At 63.1% G+C, this 18849-nt stretch carries 15 protein-coding genes; 10 read left to right on the top strand and 5 right to left on the bottom strand.

What is annotated here, in order from left to right:
* Positions 1-234 precede the first annotated feature (234 nt).
* The gene (locus CSQ95_RS27755) at positions 235-726 is read left to right on the top strand and encodes a hypothetical protein (protein ID WP_143450117.1); all 492 of its coding nucleotides are present in this window, start codon (positions 235-237) and stop codon (positions 724-726) included.
* Positions 727-817: 91 nt separating this feature from the next.
* Positions 818-1234, top strand: coding sequence for a hypothetical protein (locus CSQ95_RS27750; protein WP_099411838.1), 417 nt, complete (start codon positions 818-820; stop codon positions 1232-1234).
* A gap of 220 nt (positions 1235-1454) precedes the next feature.
* Here the strand turns inward: CSQ95_RS27750 and CSQ95_RS27745 are convergent, their stop codons facing one another.
* Entirely contained in the window at positions 1455-3314 is a 1860-nt protein-coding gene (locus CSQ95_RS27745) for a phytase (RefSeq protein WP_099411842.1), read from the bottom strand.
* A gap of 17 nt (positions 3315-3331) precedes the next feature.
* A complete protein-coding gene (locus CSQ95_RS27740) occupies positions 3332-5869 on the bottom strand; it encodes a TonB-dependent receptor (RefSeq protein ID WP_099411837.1) in 2538 nt (845 codons plus the stop codon).
* A gap of 308 nt (positions 5870-6177) precedes the next feature.
* Between CSQ95_RS27740 and CSQ95_RS27735 the strand changes: the two genes are divergently transcribed.
* The 6 genes from CSQ95_RS27735 to CSQ95_RS27710 all read left to right on the top strand — a co-directional run bounded on the left by CSQ95_RS27735 (position 6178) and on the right by CSQ95_RS27710 (position 13220).
* Positions 6178-7086, top strand: a complete 909-nt coding sequence (locus tag CSQ95_RS27735) for a GGDEF domain-containing protein (RefSeq protein ID WP_099411836.1) — start codon at positions 6178-6180, stop codon at positions 7084-7086.
* On the top strand, positions 7086-8111 hold the full coding sequence (locus tag CSQ95_RS27730; protein WP_099411835.1) for an AraC family transcriptional regulator: 1026 nt from the start codon (positions 7086-7088) through the stop codon (positions 8109-8111). The genes CSQ95_RS27735 and CSQ95_RS27730 overlap by 1 nt, the downstream gene beginning before the upstream one ends.
* A gap of 263 nt (positions 8112-8374) precedes the next feature.
* On the top strand, positions 8375-9769 hold the full coding sequence (locus CSQ95_RS27725) for a class I SAM-dependent methyltransferase (protein WP_070292275.1): 1395 nt from the start codon (positions 8375-8377) through the stop codon (positions 9767-9769).
* A 2-nt stretch (positions 9770-9771) separates the two neighbouring features.
* The gene (locus tag CSQ95_RS27720) at positions 9772-11115 is read left to right on the top strand and encodes a sensor histidine kinase (RefSeq protein ID WP_070292310.1); all 1344 of its coding nucleotides are present in this window, start codon (positions 9772-9774) and stop codon (positions 11113-11115) included.
* Between the two features lies 1 nt (position 11116).
* Positions 11117-12214, top strand: a complete 1098-nt coding sequence (locus CSQ95_RS27715; protein WP_070292276.1) for a hybrid sensor histidine kinase/response regulator — start codon at positions 11117-11119, stop codon at positions 12212-12214.
* On the top strand, positions 12207-13220 hold the full coding sequence (locus CSQ95_RS27710) for a response regulator (RefSeq protein ID WP_070292277.1): 1014 nt from the start codon (positions 12207-12209) through the stop codon (positions 13218-13220). Before CSQ95_RS27715 ends, CSQ95_RS27710 begins: the two co-directional genes overlap by 8 nt.
* A gap of 72 nt (positions 13221-13292) precedes the next feature.
* Here CSQ95_RS27710 and CSQ95_RS27705 read toward each other — a convergent pair whose 3' ends face one another.
* Positions 13293-13820 carry an SRPBCC family protein gene (locus tag CSQ95_RS27705; RefSeq protein WP_034755971.1) on the bottom strand — a complete coding sequence of 176 codons (528 nt, stop codon included), beginning with the start codon at positions 13818-13820 and terminating at the stop codon, positions 13293-13295.
* 207 nt (positions 13821-14027) lie between these two features.
* Here CSQ95_RS27705 and CSQ95_RS27700 point away from each other — a divergent pair, with 207 nt between their 5' ends.
* Complete coding sequence (locus CSQ95_RS27700; RefSeq protein WP_070292278.1) at positions 14028-14813, top strand: DNA/RNA non-specific endonuclease; 786 nt, start codon at positions 14028-14030, stop codon at positions 14811-14813.
* Positions 14814-14837: 24 nt separating this feature from the next.
* Entirely contained in the window at positions 14838-15092 is a 255-nt protein-coding gene (locus CSQ95_RS27695) for a hypothetical protein (protein WP_070218411.1), read from the top strand.
* A 37-nt stretch (positions 15093-15129) separates the two neighbouring features.
* Here the strand turns inward: CSQ95_RS27695 and CSQ95_RS27690 are convergent, their stop codons facing one another.
* Positions 15130-15765: a VOC family protein gene (locus CSQ95_RS27690; protein ID WP_099411834.1), complete on the bottom strand. Its 636-nt coding sequence runs from the start codon at positions 15763-15765 to the stop codon at positions 15130-15132.
* 106 nt (positions 15766-15871) lie between these two features.
* Complete coding sequence (locus tag CSQ95_RS27685) at positions 15872-18748, bottom strand: pitrilysin family protein (protein WP_099411833.1); 2877 nt, start codon at positions 18746-18748, stop codon at positions 15872-15874.
* Positions 18749-18849: the final 101 nt, after the last annotated feature.

Here is an 18849-nt window from a genome sequence, read left to right as displayed (position 1 = left end):
GTCGAGGCGGGGGAGGTCATGGGGCGCCATTTTAATACGCAACAGGCCGCCAGTCGCTGGCAGATCAGCAACGGACGGCATTTATCCGCCCGTACTGGCGACAATGCGGAGCGGACACTGTTGTAATAGTGCAAGTATTTTCTGATAATGTTATTCTGCCAGTACCCCACTGATCAGTGGGGTGCCGCCAACGATTCTTTGTCTCTATGGAGCCGCTCTATGAATTGCAGAAGCATGGCAGTGACAGTCGCTTTGGTGTTTGCCGCTGGCATGGCTGGGGCTGGGGCTGAGGCCTTGCCACCGCAGGCGCAATTGCCGGTCTGGGCAGCGCAGCAATTCGATAATCTGGCCAAGCGCGAGGCCATCGAAGTCAATGCGCGCATGAATCCCTTCGTCCTGCGCGGCGATTTCGACGGCGACGGCAAGGGTGATCTGGCCGTGCTCGTCAAGAACAAGGACAGCAAGAAGGAGGGCATCGTCTTCCTGTTCCGGCAAAAGACGGCGCCGCTCATCGTGGGGGCGGGTCACGCATTGTCCAACGGCGGCGATGATTTCGCGTGGCTGGAAGTGTGGCAGGTGGAAGACAAGGGCTCGCTGCAGCACAGCTATCATGAAAAATCGCTGAGGCTGAAGACGGACGGGATCGTGGTGGCGAGAGAGGGCTCCGCCAGTGCCTTGATCTATATCAAGGGTGGCAAGGCGGTGTGGCAGCAGCAGGGCGATTGATGGATTGCCCGCGCCTGGCTGCTGGCCGATGCCGGCCCTCTGCCGGCGTGTCGAACGGTGCATTAACGTGTCAATCAGGAGTAGCAGGGTAATGAATATATTTAGTATTGGCGACACCAATTTCGAAGTGGATGTCGCGAAATCCCGGATCAGCGTGGCGGCACATGCCGACGGCATGCGGGAAATCAATATCAGGATCGAGGCCGACGACGAGGTGTTCATGCGGTTGACGGAAGACGACAATGCGCCCTGGTCGTGGGCGCTGTATCCGCCGGCATTCCTTTTGCAGGGCTTGCTCGTTGCGGGAACGGAGGCGGCGCCCGTGCAGATGCTTGCCGTTGACGCCGGCAATACGGATTGCGAGTCCGCGCTCTACATGATGGAATACCGCGACGTGGCCGATCTGCGCCTGGTGGAATTGTCGGCGCAGCGCCTGGCCATTACGGGCAAGGTGGAGTTCGATGGCAAACGCCTGCCTTTTGCCATCGATATGTCGCGCGCAAGCTAGCGGCAATCTTCAGCGCAGCTAAGTAGGTCGTGGGAAATTATTGTGAAGTTATGACGAACAGAACGGGATGCGCTGCAAGGCGCCCGTTGCGACGCAGTGCAGGCACTGCTAGCAGCGGGTAACGCCGCAGAGCGCCGGTTATGGAAGTCAGAAATCACAATAATTTATTGCGACCTACTTCGTGAACTGGGGCAGCCTGTGCGGGCCGCCCCCCATATCATCAGTCCAGCTTCAAGGCCTTCGCCACATCCCCCCATGCCACATACTTGAAGTTCTGCGGCCCATCGGGCAGGCGCTTGTAGCCGTCCTGGATCACCAGCATGCCTTGCGCGTACGCGCCGCCCAGGTTGGCGGAGGTGACGTCGAGGCCATCCGTTTCCGAGGTGCCATCTATGCCGGCGGGCAAGTTGAAGCCCACCTTGAAGCGGCCGCGCACCTTGTAGGGCGCCTGTGCGTCGAGTACCACGTAGCTGCTGTCGCCCTGGCTGGAGACGATCAGATAGCCCGTATTGGGCGCGCCATCGGGCTTGCGGTAGATGGCCATGCCTTCCACGTCCGCCGCCAAGTGCGCGCCAACCGGCAAGACCATGGTCAGCGCGTCCGGTTTGGCGGCGTCGGCCGAGGTGGTCCACACGCCGCGCGTTTCCTCGCCCAAGAACAATCTGGCGTTGGCATCGTCGGCCACGCAGCCTTCCGGCTGGGTGGCGACCTTGAAGCTGCGCAAGAGGGTGGCGCTGAATTTGTCGCCTTCCAGGCCGATGCTGTACTGCTGGAAGGTGCCGTCCTTGTCGTTGATGAACGCTTGCACGCCGCCGCCGGCCGGCTGGTACAAGCACATGCCGTAGATGCTTTTCAGGCCGGTAGGAAAACGGCCCGCTTCCGCCACCTCGCCGCTGGCATTGATCGTGAACAACATCATGCTGTTGTCGTCGCGCTGGGTGGCCACGGCCAGGTCGACCTTGCTGCCATTCAATTGGATATTCTGCCGCACATCGACGTTGTTCAGCCGGCCCACTTCCAGCAGCTGCGTCTGCTTGCCTTGCAGGTCGTAGACCAATAGCCCCTGTTTCTTGTTGGTACCGAGGATGCGCGCATCGGCTGGGTTCCTGGACAGCCAGATGGCCGGGTCGTCGGCCGCGTCGCCCTGGCGCGCCATCGGTTCCGTCTGCGCTTGCGGGGCGATGATGGCCACCGCAGGCTGCGTTTCCGCTTTGCCTGCCCATTTCAAGGGCCGCGCCTGCCAACCGTTCTTGCCGCGCAGCAGCAAGGCGTCCCTGTCCAGCGCCAGCTGGCTGTCGCCCTTGCGCACGTTCAAGGCGACGGTTTGGGCTGGCTGCGCCGTCCACCGGTCGTCCTGGTGGGCAAACAGGTGCAGCTTGTCCGCCTTGCCGTCGAGAACGGCCACGCCGCCCGGCAGCACGGTCAGGGCGCCGGCGCCGCCGTCCAGCTGGCCATACGGCTTGCGCAGGGCCACCACTTCGCGCTTGCCCATGCCTTCCGAATCGGCCTCATACGCCCACACGCCCATGTTGGACTCGCTCACCAGCAGGCGTTGGGCGCCATCGTCGGCGCGGCAATGTTTCGCGTGCGGCGGCAGGGCAAGCCTGCGTACCAGGCTGCGCTGCTCGCCCTGCATCACCCACTGTTCCGCCTGGCCATCCTTGCCGATCAAGAACAGGTGATCGAGCTGCTGGGCGTCGCGGTACAGGCACGATGCTTCCACGGAAAACGTCGGCACCGGAAACGGCGCCAGTTTCACCAGCTTGCCGGCCTGCACATCAACGGAGACGGGCAGCGGGCGCTGCGTGTCCGCTTCCAGGAAGACGGCCAGTACCTTGCCACCATCGATGCGCGTGTCGAGCTGCTTGGCGCGCACGGCGATGCGGTCCTGCTCCTGGCCGGCCGCATTGAACAAATGCAAGCCGTGTTTGTCCAAAGTCAGCCAGCCGCCGCCGGGCAGGCGGGCCAGCTCTTCCGCCTCCTGCGTGAAGGCAGGCAAGGCGTTGGCGGGGGCGGCCTGCGCGCTGGCGCCCAAGTAGAAGGCAGCCAGCAAAGCGCTGCAGAGTACGGTTTTTTTCATGTTATTGAGAATCATCATCAGAAGGCGCTGGCTTTCAGGCTCACTTTGAAAGTGCGGCCGTATTGTTCGTTTTGCACGTTGTATGGCTTCGTGCCCTGGTAGACATAGTATTTCTCGTTGTTCAGGTTGGCCGCCTCGAACGTCACCTGGAACTGCTTGTTGATCTGGTAGGACAGCGAGAAGTCGAGCTGTTTCTGGCTGTCCACGATACGGTCCTGGCTTTGATCGAGGATATCGCCGCCCATTTCCAGCAGGTAAGGCGACTTGTAGTTGAGGGCCAGACGGGCGCTGACGGGCCCCGTTTCATAGCCCAGCATCAAGTTCATCACCTGGTTCGACTGGCCCGGCAGGCGGATGTCGCGGTTCATCTGCTGCTTGCTCGCCTTGTCGTAGCGGCCGATTTGCGCGCTAGACGTGCTCAAGGTGCCGTTGACGCCGACGAGAAACTTGTTGAATGGCGCCGGCAGCATGCGCAGCGGCTGCATGTAAGCCAGTTCGATGCCCTTGACTTTCGCCGCGTCGCCGTTCGCATACGAGGTGGCCGTCGTGTAGCCCGTCCATTGTCCCGTGCCGGCCAGGTTGGTCGTGTAGGTAAAATTCTTGATGTCCTTGTAGAAGCCGTAGGCCGACATCACGCCGTCGTTGCCCAGGACTCTTTCGATGCCGAGGTCCAGGTTGTTGGCTTTCAAGGGTTTCAAGTCCGGGTTGCCGATCACGGCTTCCGTGTTGCTGGCCAGGCTGATGCCGGGCGCCAGCTGGCTGAAGTTGGCGCGCACGACGGCTTGCGTCCAGGCGGCCCGCACGCTGGTTTTTTGATCGACGTCATAACGGGCTTGCAGGTTCGGCAGCCAGTTGGTGTACGAACGTTCGCGCGTCAAGGGCGTGGCCAAGCCTGCGCTGTCCACCTGCGAGCCGGCGGCCTCGAAGCTGGTGCGCTCGGCGCGCACGCCGCCGAGGATGTGCCAGGCGTCGAAGTCGTAGCTGTTTTGCACATACATGGCGTTGATGTCTTCATGCATGCGGTAATCGTTGATGATCGATTCCGTGGCCAGGCGCGCCTTGTCGCGGTCCAGGCCGGCCACACGGGCACGGATCAGGGCCGGGTCCAGCGCCACGCCGATGTTGCCCAGGTCGTAGTCGAGATGGTGGCCTTGCACGAAGTTGCTCATCGAGGTGGAGCCGGCACCCCAGTAATTGCCGCTGGTGGCCTTGCTGCTGTTATATGCCCATTGATCCGTGTCATTGGTTTTTTCGCGGCGGCTGACTTTTGCGCCGAATTTCAGGGTGGCGATGTCGAACTTGCGCGCCAGGTCGATGCGCGCGTGGTGTTCATTGTCTTTCGAATAGCGCTTTTGCAGGGTGATGGCGTTCAGCGCATAGCCGGCCGGGTCGTACAGCGAGGCGGGGCCGCTCAACAATGGTTGCTCGGTGCCGTTGAAGCTGATGCCGTTAAAGTTGCTGAGGCCGCGGAAACGGCCGTCGTTCAAGGATTCCGGCGTGTCTTCCGTGGCGCGGCTCAGGCCGCCTTTCACGTCCAGGGTCCAGTCGCCCGATTTCTGCTGCGTGCCCAGCACCAGCGAGCGCACTTGCTGCGTGTACTTGCGCTGGCGGATGCGGCGCTCGGCGCGCGCGCTGGCCGTCTGGCCTTCGGCCAGGCTGCCGCCGGCGATATTGCTGATGGTCAGGCGGTCGCGCACTTCATCGTCGGAAAATTCGCTGACGAACGAGCGCAAGAACCAGCTGTTGCCCGCTTCCGGACGGTAATCGAGGTTGACGGCCAGGGCGCCGCGCTTGCGCACGGGCAGGTAGTCGCGCAATTCCAGGCCCGACAATTTGCCCTTGCTCCAGGCGCCGCCCGTTTCCACGTCATCGGAGCCGAATGAGCGCTTTTCCGCGCTCAGGCCGGCGGCCACGCCCAGCTTGCCGTCGAGGAAGCGCTGGGCCCACAGGGCGCCGCCGCTGGGGCTGGTCTTGCCCGTTTTTTCATCATGGCTGGCGGCCACGTTGGCCGACAGCAGCTTGCCGGGCAAGTCGAAGGCGGACAGCGACTTGACTTCGATGGTGGCGCCCAGCGAGTTGGCGTCCATTTCCGGCAGCAAGGTCTTCGAGACTTCCAGCGTGCGGATCAGGCCGGCAGGCAGGATGTCCAGCGCCACGGCGCGGCGGCCCGCTTCCGGCGACGGCACCAGCGCGCCGTTGATGGTAACCGCGTTCAGGTCCGGACCCAGGCCGCGCACCGTGATGTAGCGGCCTTCGCCCTGGTCGCGCTGCACCGACACGCCCGGCAAGCGGGCCAGCGCCTCGGCCGCGTTTTTATCGGGCAAACCGCCGATATCGTCGCTGCTGATGACGCTGATGATGTTGTCGGCTTTCTCTTGCGCGGCGATGGCGTTGCGCAGGCTGGCGCGCTGGCCGCTGACGACCACGGTGGCGGCCGGCTGGCCAGCCGCATCTTGTGCTTGCGCATGGCTTTGACCGCTGAAGACGGCCATGATGGCCAGGGACAGGGCCGTCAGGCGCAGCGGGGAGGGGAACGATGTGTGCGTGGTTTTCATGAAGAGCTCGGTTAGGGAGGAAGGAACCGGGCGGATTCTAGGCAGCAAATATGACGGTTGCGTGACAGGCAATCGATTGCCACCCTGAAAACAACGGCGGGTGAACGCTTTCCGGCCGGAAATGAACCGTGGTGAGCTGAAATGACCTGCCGGCGCAGGGCGCATGGGCAAAGGCTCGCCGTATTTGCATGGGTGTCCCTGGTAATGATGAGCCGTTTGCACCTGCCGCACGGGAGCGGGGCATGTCATCGTGCCGTCATGGGCGGGCGCTATCGTGGCGGCAGCACCACTTTTAAAGGTTTTCCCACATGCTGCCATTGCACCGTAACAGCCTGATTGCCGCCGCACTGGCCTTGCCCCTGTTCTTGTTCCTGTACGCCACATTGGGCCACGTTAAACCGTTTGCCGTCTGGAAGTGGATGGATATCGTCTGCGAAGGCGGCACGGCCGTCATGGCGGGCATCTGGTTTTTGTTTACCCTCAGCAGCCGGCCGCGTGGACGGGTGACGAGCCTGATCGCCGGCGGCCTGTGCGCCATCATGCTGGGGTCTTGGGCCGATTGCCTCGATGAATTCTTCGCCATCGACAAGCTGGAAGTATGGGATAACTGGCTGGAAGCCCTGATTCCATTCGGCATGCTGGTGCTGACGATCGGCATGTATTACTGGCGCCAGGAACAGTTCCGCCTGAACGAACATCTGCAAAAGCGCGAACGCCTGTTCCGCGACCACCGCGCCTTCGACCGCATCACGCAGCTGGCCGACGCCAGCTACCTGCGCACGCAGATGCGCCTGGAGCAGGAACGCCGGCCCGGCCTCGATTGCGCGCTGGTCTTGCTCGACATCGACAGCTTTCACCTGATTAACCGCGAATACGGCCACCGCGAAGGCGACCGCGTGCTGCAAGCCGTGGGCCACATGCTGCTGTTGAATTTGCGTAATGACGATCTGCTGTGCCGCTATGCGGGCGACCGCTTCGCCGTGCTGATGCCGGGCGTGTCGCGCGAGGATGCGGCCGTGCGGGCGCGCCACCTGTGCGTGATGGTGGGGCAGATGCGCCACCACACCAACGACAACCGCGAAATCGGCCTGAGCCTGCGGCATGCGTGCTCGCTGACCGATGGCGTGCCGGAAGTGGTGCTGGCCGAGCTGAGCCGGGCCGTGGAAACGCCCGGCCGCAGCGCCAGTCCCAGGGCCGGCAGCGCCGCGCCTGCCTGATGCTGCTGAACCAGCAGGGCGACCCCAGCATCGCGGCCCATCACCAGCCGGCGCTGGTGCTCGATTACGCGCGCAGCCGCGACCTGGCCACGGCGCCGCTGCTCAAGGGCACGGGCCTCGATGGCGGCGCGCTGCCGTCCGCGGAAAGTCAGGTGAGCGCCGCGCAATACCTGCAATTGCTGGCCAACGTGGCGCGCGGCCTCGACAGTGCCGACACCAGCTTCATGCTGGGCCAGCAAATGTTGCCCGGCCATTACGGCGCCGCCAGTCATGCCTTGCTGCAGGCGCAGAATCTGCGCCAGGCCTTGGCCATCCTGTGCGATTTTCATACCTTGCTGTGTCCGCTGCTGCAGCCGCGCTTGCGCGAGGCCGGCGACATGCACGTGCTGTACTGGGTCGATGCATTCGGCGCGCCCAGCCAGCTGCCTTTTTTGGTGGAAATGCACATGACGGCGCTGGCGGCCATGTGCCGCTGGCTGGCGGGAGAGTCCTTGCCATGGCGCTTCTGTTTCAACCGCGCGCGGCCCCGCCACGTGGAGCAGCACGAGGTGCACCTGGGCCAGGCGCTGCGTTTCGATTGCCAGGTGGACGCCATGCTCATCGATTCGAGCTGGCTCGACAAGCCCTGGCCGCGCGGCAATGCCACGGCGGCCGCGCTGGCCTTGCGCGCGGCGGCCCTGGCGCCCGTGCCGGCAGCCAGCCTGCTCGGTGCGCTGTACGACTACCTGCTGCTCAATATCCGCTGCGCACCGACCCTGGAGCGCACGGCGCAGGAATTCGGCGTCAGTCCCGCCACCCTGAAACGCCATTTGGCGCGCCATGGCACGCATTTCCAGGCCGAGCTCGATCAGGTGCGCGCACACAAGGCCATCTACCTGTTCCAGGCGCATGGCTACGACAACGATGCCGTGGCCGCCTACCTCGGCTTTCATGATGCCACCAACTTCCGCCGCTCGTTCAAACGGTGGACGGGGCAAACGCCGCAATTATTGCGTCACGCGCTGGCTCTGTTCGTGGCTGGATGATCGCCGGCGTTGCGCGCCGGCGCCACGCAAGGTCGTTCCTGAGGGAACAATTGCCCGTTCTGCTACATCCATAGTACACTCGATCAGAGAGCGGACAGACGCGCTTTGAGGCGCTCCGGTACGGCGTCACGCGACGCCGCAATACCGCCATCACGATGGCGGGCCGGCGGCAGACAACCGGCGTGCCGTGCCTTAACCCAGCCTGGAAACTGGCGTCACCAGTGTGGTGCGCCGGAAACCGGGCAACTTGATAATGCTCAATCGTGTATTCACAATCGCAGATCGATCCAGTCGTCAGTTTCCGCAACACCCAGGGTGAGGCGGTGCGCGGCACGATTTTCAACTTGCAGCGCAATTCGCTGGTCATGGAAATCTATAATCCATACTCGATTGTGCAGGTCAGCGAGGTGCTCAATGACGTGACGGTGCGCATGGGGGCGAAGAACGCCTACGTGGGCAAGGCCGTCGTCATCAGCAGCGTCAACACGGGCCTGACCGCCATCGTTTCCGTGACCCTGATCGACGAGTGGCGCGAATTGAGCGATGTGGTCGTCGTCAAGGGCGCCGTGTTGAAAGAGTCGAGCGCCTTTGTCGCCGGCTGGGGCGAGCGCTTCCGCATCCGCCGCGACTACCAGATCGTCGTCAACGAAATGCGCGCCTTCCTGTCGGAAGTGGCGCGCTGGGTCGAGCAGGTCGACTTGTCCGACTCGCTGCCCAAGGAAAACGGCCGCCTGCGTCCCGACATCTTCGACGAGCTGGCCTTGCCGCTGATGGAGCAAACCCAGCTGTACTTGCGCCAGCTCGAGGTGGAAGCGTCGCTGGTCGAGGAAGAGCGGGCGCCGGCCCACCGCGCCTTTGCCCAGGCGGCGCTGCACCCGCTGATCCTGCGCGCGCCCTTCGTCTTCCGCACGTTTACCAAGCCGCTTGGCTATGCGGGCGACTACCAGATGGTCAACCAGCTGCTGGACGATCCGCGCCAGGGCCCGAGCACGTATTTTCAGATCGTCAATGCGGCCTTCCTGCAGGCGGCCGTGGCGACGGCACACCGCAACCGCATCGATATCCTGACGGAATTCCTGTCGCAAAAGGCGGCCGCGGCGCGCGCCGCCGGGCGTGTGTATAAAGTGCTCAACGTGGGCTGCGGCCCGGCCATCGAGGTGCAGCGTTTTCTGGAAACGTGCCCCGATGCGCAATGGCTGGCCTTCGAGCTGGTCGACTTCAGCAGCGAGACGCTGGACTGGACGCGCGCGCGCCTGACCACCATCATGCAGCGCACGGGGCGTGTGGTCGAGATCGATTATGTGCACGACTCCGTGCACAACCTGCTCAAGCGCCGCCACGGTTCGGGCGCCACGGGTCTACCCGGCAGTTTCGACGCCGTGTATTGCGCCGGCCTGTTCGACTATCTGTCCGACAAGGTGTGCGCGCGCCTGCTGATGCACTTCGCCTCGCGCGTGGGGCCGGGCGGGCGGCTGCTGGTGACGAATGTGCACGCGGATAATCCGGGCAAGTTCGGCATGGAGCATTTGCTGGAGTGGCATTTGATCTATCGCAATGAAGCGGGCCTGTCGGCCTTGCTGCCCGAACATGCGACGGACCCGAAAATCTATGTCGACGCGACGGGCGTGAATGTATTTGCGGAAGTGAGCATTCCTTGATGATGGATACCCCAGGCCTGCACGCCGGCTACACGGCCGTTTTGCGCGACTTCCGCCTGGAATTCAGCCGCGGCGGGGCCTACACGGGCATCGTGCTGATCCTGCTGGGCATGGGCCTCGATTCGGCCCTGTATCCGGACAAGCAGTCGGCGTTTACCAGCGCGCGCATCGTCGTGTCCGTGCTGATCTTTTGCGTCGTGCTGGCCATGCGCACGCGCTGGGCGCAAGACCGCATCCAGGGACTGACCTTTGTCTGGCTGATCCTGCCGCAAATCATGATCGCCTGGATGATCGCCGTCACGGAAGGCGCCACCTCGATCTATTATGTGGGCATGACCCTGGCCATCTATTCATCGGGCATCGTGCTGGCCTTCGGCCTGTGGCAAAATATGGTCTTTGGCGCGATTTCCTGCCTGCTGTACGTGGCCGCGTGCGCCTGGCATGCGGGCGGTTTCGACTTGCCGAGTACGTTTGTCGTCAACTGTTTATTCCTCATCATGTCGGCCAGCATCAGCGCCGTATTTACCTATTTTAATGAACGCGCCCGCTTCATGCTGTTCCAGCTGAAGGCGGAAGTGGCGCAAAAGAACACGCAGCTGGAAGAAACGAATAAAAGCCTGGCCGATATCAAGGGACAGATGCTGCAGCAAGAGAAAATGGCCGCCATCGGCACCCTGGCCGCCGGCATGCTCCATGAAGTGAACAATCCCGTGAACTTCTGCATGATGGCCATCGAGGTGGCCATCGAAGACCCGGCCGCCAAGCAAAGCGCACTGGTCAGCGAATGCCTGGCCGACGCGAAGCAGGGCATGCTGCGCGTGCAGCACATCGTGTCCGATTTGAAAACCTTTGCCTACCGCAAGAGCGGCAACCAGCTGGAAACGGGCCACTTCCAGTTCCGCAGCGCGCTCGAGGCCGCCATCCGCCTCGTGGGCCACGAAACGAAGAACGTCAGCATCAGCCACGACTTGCCGGTCGACACCCTGGTGCGCGGCGACGAGGCGGCCATCGTGGGCGTACTGATCAATTTGCTGGGCAATGCCGTGCTGTCCATGCGCAAGGGCAATGCGCCGCCGTTCGAGATCCGCATCACGGCCCACTGGGATGACAACCGCCTGCGCATCAGCGTGCGCGACAACGGCCCCGGCATCGCCCCGGAAAACCTGGCGCGCGTGTTCGAACCGTTCTTTACCACGCGCGAAGTGGGGCAGGGCCTGGGCCTGGGCCTGAGCATCAGCTATGGCGTGATCGAGCGCCACGGCGGCACCCTCTCCGCCGAAAGCGAGCTGGGTGTATGGGCCAGCATGAATTTCGACTTGCAGCGCTCCGACTGGGAGGGCCGCTAGCATGGATAACGATAGCCGCGCCAGCGTGCTGTACGTGGACGACGAAGCGCTCGCCTGCAAGTATTTCGAGCGCGCCGTCGGCCAGCGCTACCGCGTGCTGACGGCGCAGAGCGTCGATGCTGCGCTGGCCTTGCTGAAAGACGAGGCCGGCCAGATCGACGTGCTCGTCACCGATTACCGCATGCCGGACCGCCTGGGCAGCGAATTGCTGCAGGAAGTGGCGCAGCGCTATCCGCACATCGTCTGCATGCTCGTCACCGCGTATGCGGACAAGGACGTGCTGCTCGAGCTGATCAACGGCGGCACCTTGTTCCGTTTGCTGGAAAAGCCGCTCGACCTGGCCGCCATGCAAACGGCGCTGCAGCTGGCCGTGCAGACGGGACGCGAGCGGGCCGCCCGCCGCCAGGGCCTGGTGGCGATGGAGGAGTCGCTGGCCTTTCTCGCGCATGAATTGAACACGCCGCTGGCGGCCATCGCCAATTTTGCGCGCGGCATTGCGCGCCGCGCGCAATCGGACGCCGCACCGCAGGCCGAGATCGGCGAAGCGGCCGCCTTGATGCACGACAATGCGCGTTATTGTTTGTCGGTGCTGGCCAGCTTTGTCGACACGGTGCGTCTGGCCAGCGCCGGTCCCGGCATGCAGGGCGGACGCCGCGCCGGCAGCGCGCGCCAGCTGCTGGATGCCTTGCTCGACAGCTATCCCTTGAGCACGGACCAGCGCGCCGCCATTACGGTGGAAGTGGGCGACGATTTCTCCATTGCCGAGTCGCCCAATTGCGTCGCGCTGATTTTATCGTCGGTGCTGGCGAATGCTTTGCGTTCGGCCGGCGAGCAAGCCCATCCTGCGATCGGCATCCGCATCGATGCGGGCCGCATCACGGTGCGCGACAATGGCGCCGGCATCGCCCCCGAGATCGTCACACAGCTGTTGAGCGACCCCGTCAGTGCCGGTGGCGGCGAAGGCAAGGGCTGGGGCATGGTGTTTTGCCACCGCATGATGCAGTCGTTCGGCGGCAACCTCGATATCGCCACCGAATTTGACACTTCCACCACGGTAACCCTGAATTTTCCAGTACATATAAGGAACGAGCATGATTGACGCCAATCTGCGTTTACCGGCTCAGCGTGAGCCGGCGCAAGGCTTGCCGACGATACTCTATGTCGATGACGAGGCCAACGCCCTCAAATACTTCCAGCGCGCCATCGCGCCGCTGGCCGACGTGCTGACGGCCACTTCGGTCGAGGAAGGCAAGCGCATACTCGACGAGCAGGCCGACCGCATCGCCGTGCTGGTGTCCGACCAGCGCATGCCTGGCGCCTACGGCAACGAGCTGCTGTCGTATTGCTGGGATCGCCATCCGCACATCGTGCGCATACTCACCACCGCGTATTCCGAGCTCGAGCACACGGTGGAAGCCGTCAACCAGGGGCAGATCCACCGCTACATCCAGAAGCCGTGGGATATCGCGGCGTTGCGCATGGAACTCAAGCAGGCGCTGGAACTGGCGCGCTTGCGCAATGAACACGCCCAGTTGCTGCGCGAAAAGCTGATGGTGCGCCAGCGGCAAGCCGTCGCCAACCGCATCGGCACCCTGTACGCCTTGTGCGCCAGCCTGGCCGGTCCGGAACAGCAGCTGCCTGTGGAAGCGTATCTGTCGGCGGCCCTGACGGCCGGCGTCACGCCGCCCGAGCCGGACTGGCTGCTGATGGATTATGCCGACCTGGTCAGTTCGGAAGCCTTCCGCGGCACGGCCTTTGCCGCCGCCGTGCGCCAGCAGCTCGACACGCTCGAGCGCGAGCATCCGGGGCGTGGCGTGGAGCAGGCGATCGACATGCTGCTGCCCGTGTTTGGCGCGGCGCTGCAAAACCAGGGCGGCACGGCACTGTTTCTCGATGGCCGGCTGCTGACGGAATTTCTGGAAACGCCGACCACGGCGCCCGTCTCGCCCATTCACTCGTTCTGGCTGGCCAGCTTGTTGTGGCTGGCGCGGCGCGGCTGGTCCCTGCAGCTGAGCAAGACGGAACTGGGCTTGCAGGGCAAGGTGGTGCAGGCCGAGCCGGCGCTCACGCCGGACCACCTGGCCGCCTGGATCGAGCAATTCTGACGGGGCCCGCAAGGGGGAGCGCCAAATAAAACAGGGCCGCACGGGCCCTGTTGTCATGTGCTGCGAGCAGGCTTAGCGTTCCGCAGCCGCCTTCAGGTTGTTCAAGCCTTTTTCAAAATCCTTGCCGATCATCCTGTCCATGCTGACGAAGACCGTCATGACCTTGCTGACGTAAGGGCTGGGGCCGGTCATGGTCCAGTTCACCTTGGTGCCGTCGCCCTCGGGAGTCATGGTAAAGGTGGTGGTGTTGTGGCTTTCAAACGGCTTGAGGAAGTCCAGCTTGATGACGGTGCGTTCGGGCTGGGCCGCCTCCGTGATTTCCATGCGCCCGGCGCCCACCTTGTCATTGCCTTGCCATGCATACTGCGCGCCCAGGCCATTGGCCGGGCCTGTAAACGTGCGGCGCATGGCCGGATCGAGCTTTTCCCACGGCGACCAGGCGGCCCAGTAATGGAAGTCCGTGATCAGGGCGGCGATTTTCTCGGGCGGGGCCTTGATGGTGATTTCGCGCTGGACACTGAAGGTGTCGGGCTTGGTGGTGGCATAGCCGAGGATGGCGGCGACGACGACAACGATCAGCAGCAGGGTTTTTTTGATCATATGCTCTCCAAATCTTGAATGGTCGATGCGAACGAATCAAGGCAATCTTAGCAGATATGAATGGCCGTGCGCGGCCTGTTGGCCTTTATTTGCGCTGGCTTTGCGCAGGGCCGCTTGCACGCCTGCGCGCACGCCAGGCTAGTGCCGGTTTGTGGCGAGGGCCGCCGTCCGCTAGAATGCTGGCCTGCAAAGATTTCAAAGGGAAATATGATTCAAGGAACGATCGCCAGGCTGACCCTGGCGTGCGGCGTGCTGGCTTCCGCCTTTGCCGCGAACCTGGCGCATGCCGATGCCTGTCCCGCCCATTACGTCGATGGCCGCAAGCCGGAAATCACCAACCCCAAGCTGGACGTGGCAACCAAAGAGCTGTGCTACAACGTGTTTGGCGTCATGCACTCGGGTATCACGCGCACGCCGCTGTGGTCGGCAGAGCACTTGACGGCCAACAATCTGGAAGCGGCGCAGGATTTGTCGCGCGAAAACTCCTTTCACCCTGAACGCAAGCTGCCCGCCGCCCAGCGCGCCGAATTGGCCGACTACGCGCGCAGCGGCTTCGACCGTGGCCACATGGCGCCCAACGGCGACATGCCGGACCGCCAGAGCCAGCGCGACAGCTTTACCTTGGCTAACATGGTGCCGCAAGACGCGCGCAACAACCGCTATGTGTGGGCCGGCATCGAAGGCGCCGTGCGCAAGATGGCGAAGAAAGAGGGCGACCTGTACGTGATCACGGGGCCGGCTTTTATCGGCGGCAACCTGCGCAAGGTGGGAAGAGTCATTGTGCCCAGTCATCTGTACAAGGCCGTGTACAGCCCGCGCCAGCGCGCCGGCGCCGCCTACTTCATTGAAAACGTCGATACCAAGACGTATGAAGTGCTGAGCATTGCGCAACTGGAAGACAGGATAGGCATCGATCTGTTACCGTCGCTGACGCGCCAGCAGAAACTGCGCATGCTGAGTTTGCCCAAGGTGAAGAGCAAGTCCAAGAAATAACAAGACCGTCAAAAAGGAAATCCCATGTGCGCAAAAAAATTCGTCCCGTATGCCAATGAAAGCGATGTGCTGGAAATTGGCAGCCTGACCATCGAAAACCGTATCGACCGCATCAGCATCAGCGGCGACATCGACCTGACCCTGGACAAGCCGGGCCTGGCGCTGGCCAAGCAGCTGCAAAAACTGCTGGCCGACGTGGTGGCGCAGCTGGAAAAGCAGGAACTGCCCGACCAGCTGCCGCCGCCCGAGGTGACGTCGGTGGCCAATCCCTTCGAGTGAGTTGGCAAGCTCGGGGGCGGTTGATCGTCCCCCTTGCTTACAGTTGGCGCGGCCCCTGCGGCGTATCGATGTGGGCCACCAGGCCGGCGCCGCGTTCCCCTGTCGATGGGTGCACCGTCAGCTGGCTATCCAGGCCCAGCGATAGCAGCAAGCGAGCAATGCGTTCGGGTTCGGGATGAAACAGTTCCAGCTTGACGAGGGACAGCCCATGATCCTGCAGTTTGGCCGCGGGGTGCGCCTCTGCCTGCCACTCGATGAGTGCCGGGGCGACGCCGTTCAGGGGCAACGCGCCATCATCGGGGATGGTGATCAGCCAATTCAGGGCGCCTCGGCTCATGGCTTCGATATTTCCAAACGGCTCCGAACAAGCCGCAACGCTTGCCTGGATATCGGTGGTGCGGGCTACCCAGGTGGCGAGTGCCGGCGCCGCATCGGCAGCCAGGGTGTCAAGCGCGAACCAGCGGGGCCTGGACGGCAGCGGCGCCCTGGGGTCGGGCGCGATCACCTCCAGATAGACAGCATCGCCAAGCCGCAACAGAAGGTTGTGCGTCCCCATGCGGGCATGTGCTCCGCCAGCCTGAGGTTCCACCCCCAGCGCCAGCCGCACCAGCTCCGCACCCGCTTCCAGCGTTGGCGCCGTGATGGCGATATGGTCAATGTGGCAGCGTGGCATTGCAGATCCTTCACCGTAAGGTCGTTGAGATGTTCATGCCAGGTCATCCTCGGAGGTAACCTCATCCGACATTCTTCGTCAGATGAGGTTGATCCAGCACTAGCTCTTACTTCGCAAACGCCTGCGCCGCCGGCGTCACGGTGACGGCCTCCGGCTTGATGTTCAGCTGCATCGCGCCGATGACCTTGTCTTCATCGAGCAGGGCCTGCGGCTTGTTGCCGTCATACTTGATGGGAGAAAACGCGTCGCTGACGAGCTTTTCCTTCAGGCCGGCCGCATCCTTGGCAACGATCACCACGGACAGGTTCTTCGCCGACAAGTGCTGTTTGATGGCGCGGTTGACGTCTTGCACCGTCAGTTTCGACAAGCCGTCACGCATCAGCTTGGTGAACTCGGGCGTGCCATACCATTGCGAATCGAGCGCGTAACCGAGTTGCTGGTCTTGCGTCGACGTCATGACGAAGACGTTCTTCATCAGGTAGTCGCGCGTGGTGGCGAAATCGTCCTGCGTCAGGCCGTTGTCGATGAGCTTGCCCAATTCCGTCAGCGCCACGCGCAGGGCGAAGTGGGCGTTGTCCGGCGCCACGGGACGGATCCAGATTTCGAACAGCTGCGCCTTGCGGCCCAGGTTCGGGTTCGGGAAGAACTGGTACATGCCGCGCGGGAACGCTTCGATGTACGCGTAATCGCCGTAGTTCATGCCGCGGATTTCACGGATGCGCTGGTACAGGTAGGAATTCGAGGCGCGGTGCTCGCCCAGCCACGTCTTCGCCAGCCACAGGGCGGGGAAGTCCGGGTGCGTGCGCGTCACCTCCAGCGGCAGGCCGAAGGAAATCGCCGTGGCGCGCGTGTTCTTCTCGATGATTTCCACTTCCAGGCCGTTCGCCTTGCGGCCCGCGGGTTTGACGGTGGCCGGCAAGCCGGGACCGGCCGGCAGCTTGCCCAGCGCCTGCGTCAGCGAGGCCGTCATGGCGTCGGACACGTCGCCGGAAAGGCCCACCTTGACGGCGCCTTGCGCGTACGCGCTTTTCCAGAACTGTTTCACGTCGTCCAGGGTGATGGCGTCAATGCCGGCGACCGTGCCCAGCACGGGGTGGCCATACGGCGTGCCCGCATACACATTGGTTTGCAGGCGTTCCTTGGCGAATTCCTCTTCGTTGTTGTCCTTCAGGTCCAGCAGCAGCGCGTTCTTTTGCGCATCCTTCAGGCGGCGGAAGTCGTCTTCGCGGAAACCGGGCGAGAGCAGCAGCGGCAGGGCGATGGCGTTGAACTGGGTCCAGTTATCCTTGTGGATGGAACCGGTAAACGTCGTCATTTCCTTGTCCGTCTGCTGGCTGAAACTGCCGGCCAGCGGGAACAGGGCCTGGTTGACTTCGTCGATCTTGCGCTCGGACGAGCCGCCGGACGCCACCATGGCGGCCGTCAGCGCGGCCAGGCCTTCCTTGCCCTGCGGGTCTTGCGCGGAACCGGCCATAAACAGCAGCTTGTAGCGGATTTGCGGCAGCGCGGACTTTTGCACGAGCACGTCGAACTTCACGTTCGAGGCGGCCGGCAGCAGGCTGGCCAGCTTTGGCGTCGTGGCGATGGCGGCCGCCATCGGCTGGTGCGACAGGGTGGTCACCACCAGGCCGTCATCCGTCAGGTATTTGCGCGCGGCCGCCTGCAGGTCGGCCGGCGTGAGCGTGTCGATCAGGCGGTAGTACTGGTTGATGGTGGCATACGAGCGGTCGAAGTGCACGAACGAGGCCAGGGTGCCGGCGATCTGCTCCGTGTTGTCGAGCGAACGGATCAAGCCGTATTTTTCGGCCGACTTGGCATCCGCCAGGTCTTTTTCGCTCACCGGCGTGTCGCGCAGCTGCGCCACGGTGGCCAATATCGCGTCGCGCACGTAGACGGCGTCATCGATGTTTTTCACGCGCGCGCCCAGCACGGCCAGGGTTGGATCGACGCGGTCCGGCGTCATCTCGAACAACTGGTCGACCTTCTGTTCGTTCTGCACCAGGCGTTTATATAGCGGCGAGGTGCGGCCGAACGACAGCGACAGCAAGGTCGCCAGCGCGGCCTGGTCCTTGTCCTTGACGGAAAACGCGGGCGCGTGGAAGCCCACTGCTACCCACGGCAGGGTCGGCGTGGGCCAGGCCACGTGCTTGTAGACGGGGCCGCGCGGCGCGGGTTCGACGGGCACGGCCGCCTGCTGCTTGCCGCGCTGCCAGCCGCTCCAGTATTTTTCCACCAGCGCGATCGCCTGCTGCGGCTCCACGTCGCCGGCGATGATGATGGTGGTGCGCTCGGGACGGTACCAGCGGTCGAAGAACAGTTTCGAGTACGCGTACTGGTTCGGCATGTCTTCGATGTCCTGGATAAAACCCATCGTCGTATGCTTGTAGGTATGCGTCGTGTAGGCGCTGTCGCGCATCACTTCGAACAGTTTCGAGACGGGATTGGCGCTGTTCTTGTTGTATTCGCCCAGCACGGCCCGCGATTCCGTCTTGAACGCGTCTTCCGCGTAATCGAGGTGCTGGAAGCGGTCCGCCTCCACTTTCAGCACGGTTTCCAGGTCCTGCTTGGCGAACGTCGTGTGGTAATTGGTCAGGTCGTCGCTCGTGTAGGCGTTCTGGCGCGCGCCGGCGCGGGTGATGACTTCCTGGTATTTCTCGGGCGGATAGGCCTTGGTGCCGCGGAACATCATGTGCTCGAAGAAATGAGCGAAACCGGACTTGCCCGGTTCGACTTCATTGCGCGAACCCGTCTGTACGGGAATCTGCAGCGAGACGAGGTTCGGGAAGCCCGTCGGCACGATGATGATTTTCAAACCGTTGGCCAGGGTTTTTTCCGTGGCCTTGAACGGCAGCAAATCAGCCTTGGCGGCGGCAGCGCTGTGGGCAGCGGCCGGCTTGACGGGCGCGGCGCCCAGGTTCGACGCGGCCATGGCCGACAGGGCCAGGGCGAAAGCGGGTAATAAAGCGGGCATGATTCTTGACACGAGGGCTCCTTCTTTTTTGGATGTTATGAAAGTGCAACGCCGCAGCATAGAATATTCATGCCGCCGTGCATAGGGGCAAGGCGTTTTGGCATGAAGGGGCG

Source organism: Janthinobacterium sp. BJB304 (assembly GCF_002735765.1).
Taxonomy (GTDB): domain Bacteria; phylum Pseudomonadota; class Gammaproteobacteria; order Burkholderiales; family Burkholderiaceae_D; genus Janthinobacterium.
Note: the sequence above shows the minus strand (reverse complement) of the source record. Positions and strands in the feature narration are given on the sequence as shown.

Excerpts from the sequence above, each read along its gene's own strand:
- CSQ95_RS27755 (WP_143450117.1), top strand. The coding sequence starts at position 235 with ATGGCAGTGACAGTCGCTTTGGTGTTTGCCGCTGGCATGGCTGGGGCT.
- CSQ95_RS27750 (WP_099411838.1), top strand. The coding sequence starts at position 818 with ATGAATATATTTAGTATTGGCGACACCAATTTCGAAGTGGATGTCGCG.
- CSQ95_RS27745 (WP_099411842.1), bottom strand. The coding sequence starts at position 3,314 with ATGAAAAAAACCGTACTCTGCAGCGCTTTGCTGGCTGCCTTCTACTTG.
- CSQ95_RS27740 (WP_099411837.1), bottom strand. The coding sequence starts at position 5,869 with ATGAAAACCACGCACACATCGTTCCCCTCCCCGCTGCGCCTGACGGCC.
- CSQ95_RS27735 (WP_099411836.1), top strand. The coding sequence starts at position 6,178 with ATGCTGCCATTGCACCGTAACAGCCTGATTGCCGCCGCACTGGCCTTG.
- CSQ95_RS27730 (WP_099411835.1), top strand. The coding sequence starts at position 7,086 with ATGCTGCTGAACCAGCAGGGCGACCCCAGCATCGCGGCCCATCACCAG.
- CSQ95_RS27720 (WP_070292310.1), top strand. The coding sequence starts at position 9,772 with ATGGATACCCCAGGCCTGCACGCCGGCTACACGGCCGTTTTGCGCGAC.
- CSQ95_RS27715 (WP_070292276.1), top strand. The coding sequence starts at position 11,117 with ATGGATAACGATAGCCGCGCCAGCGTGCTGTACGTGGACGACGAAGCG.
- CSQ95_RS27710 (WP_070292277.1), top strand. The coding sequence starts at position 12,207 with ATGATTGACGCCAATCTGCGTTTACCGGCTCAGCGTGAGCCGGCGCAA.
- CSQ95_RS27705 (WP_034755971.1), bottom strand. The coding sequence starts at position 13,820 with ATGATCAAAAAAACCCTGCTGCTGATCGTTGTCGTCGTCGCCGCCATC.
- CSQ95_RS27700 (WP_070292278.1), top strand. The coding sequence starts at position 14,028 with ATGATTCAAGGAACGATCGCCAGGCTGACCCTGGCGTGCGGCGTGCTG.
- CSQ95_RS27695 (WP_070218411.1), top strand. The coding sequence starts at position 14,838 with ATGTGCGCAAAAAAATTCGTCCCGTATGCCAATGAAAGCGATGTGCTG.
- CSQ95_RS27690 (WP_099411834.1), bottom strand. The coding sequence starts at position 15,765 with ATGCCACGCTGCCACATTGACCATATCGCCATCACGGCGCCAACGCTG.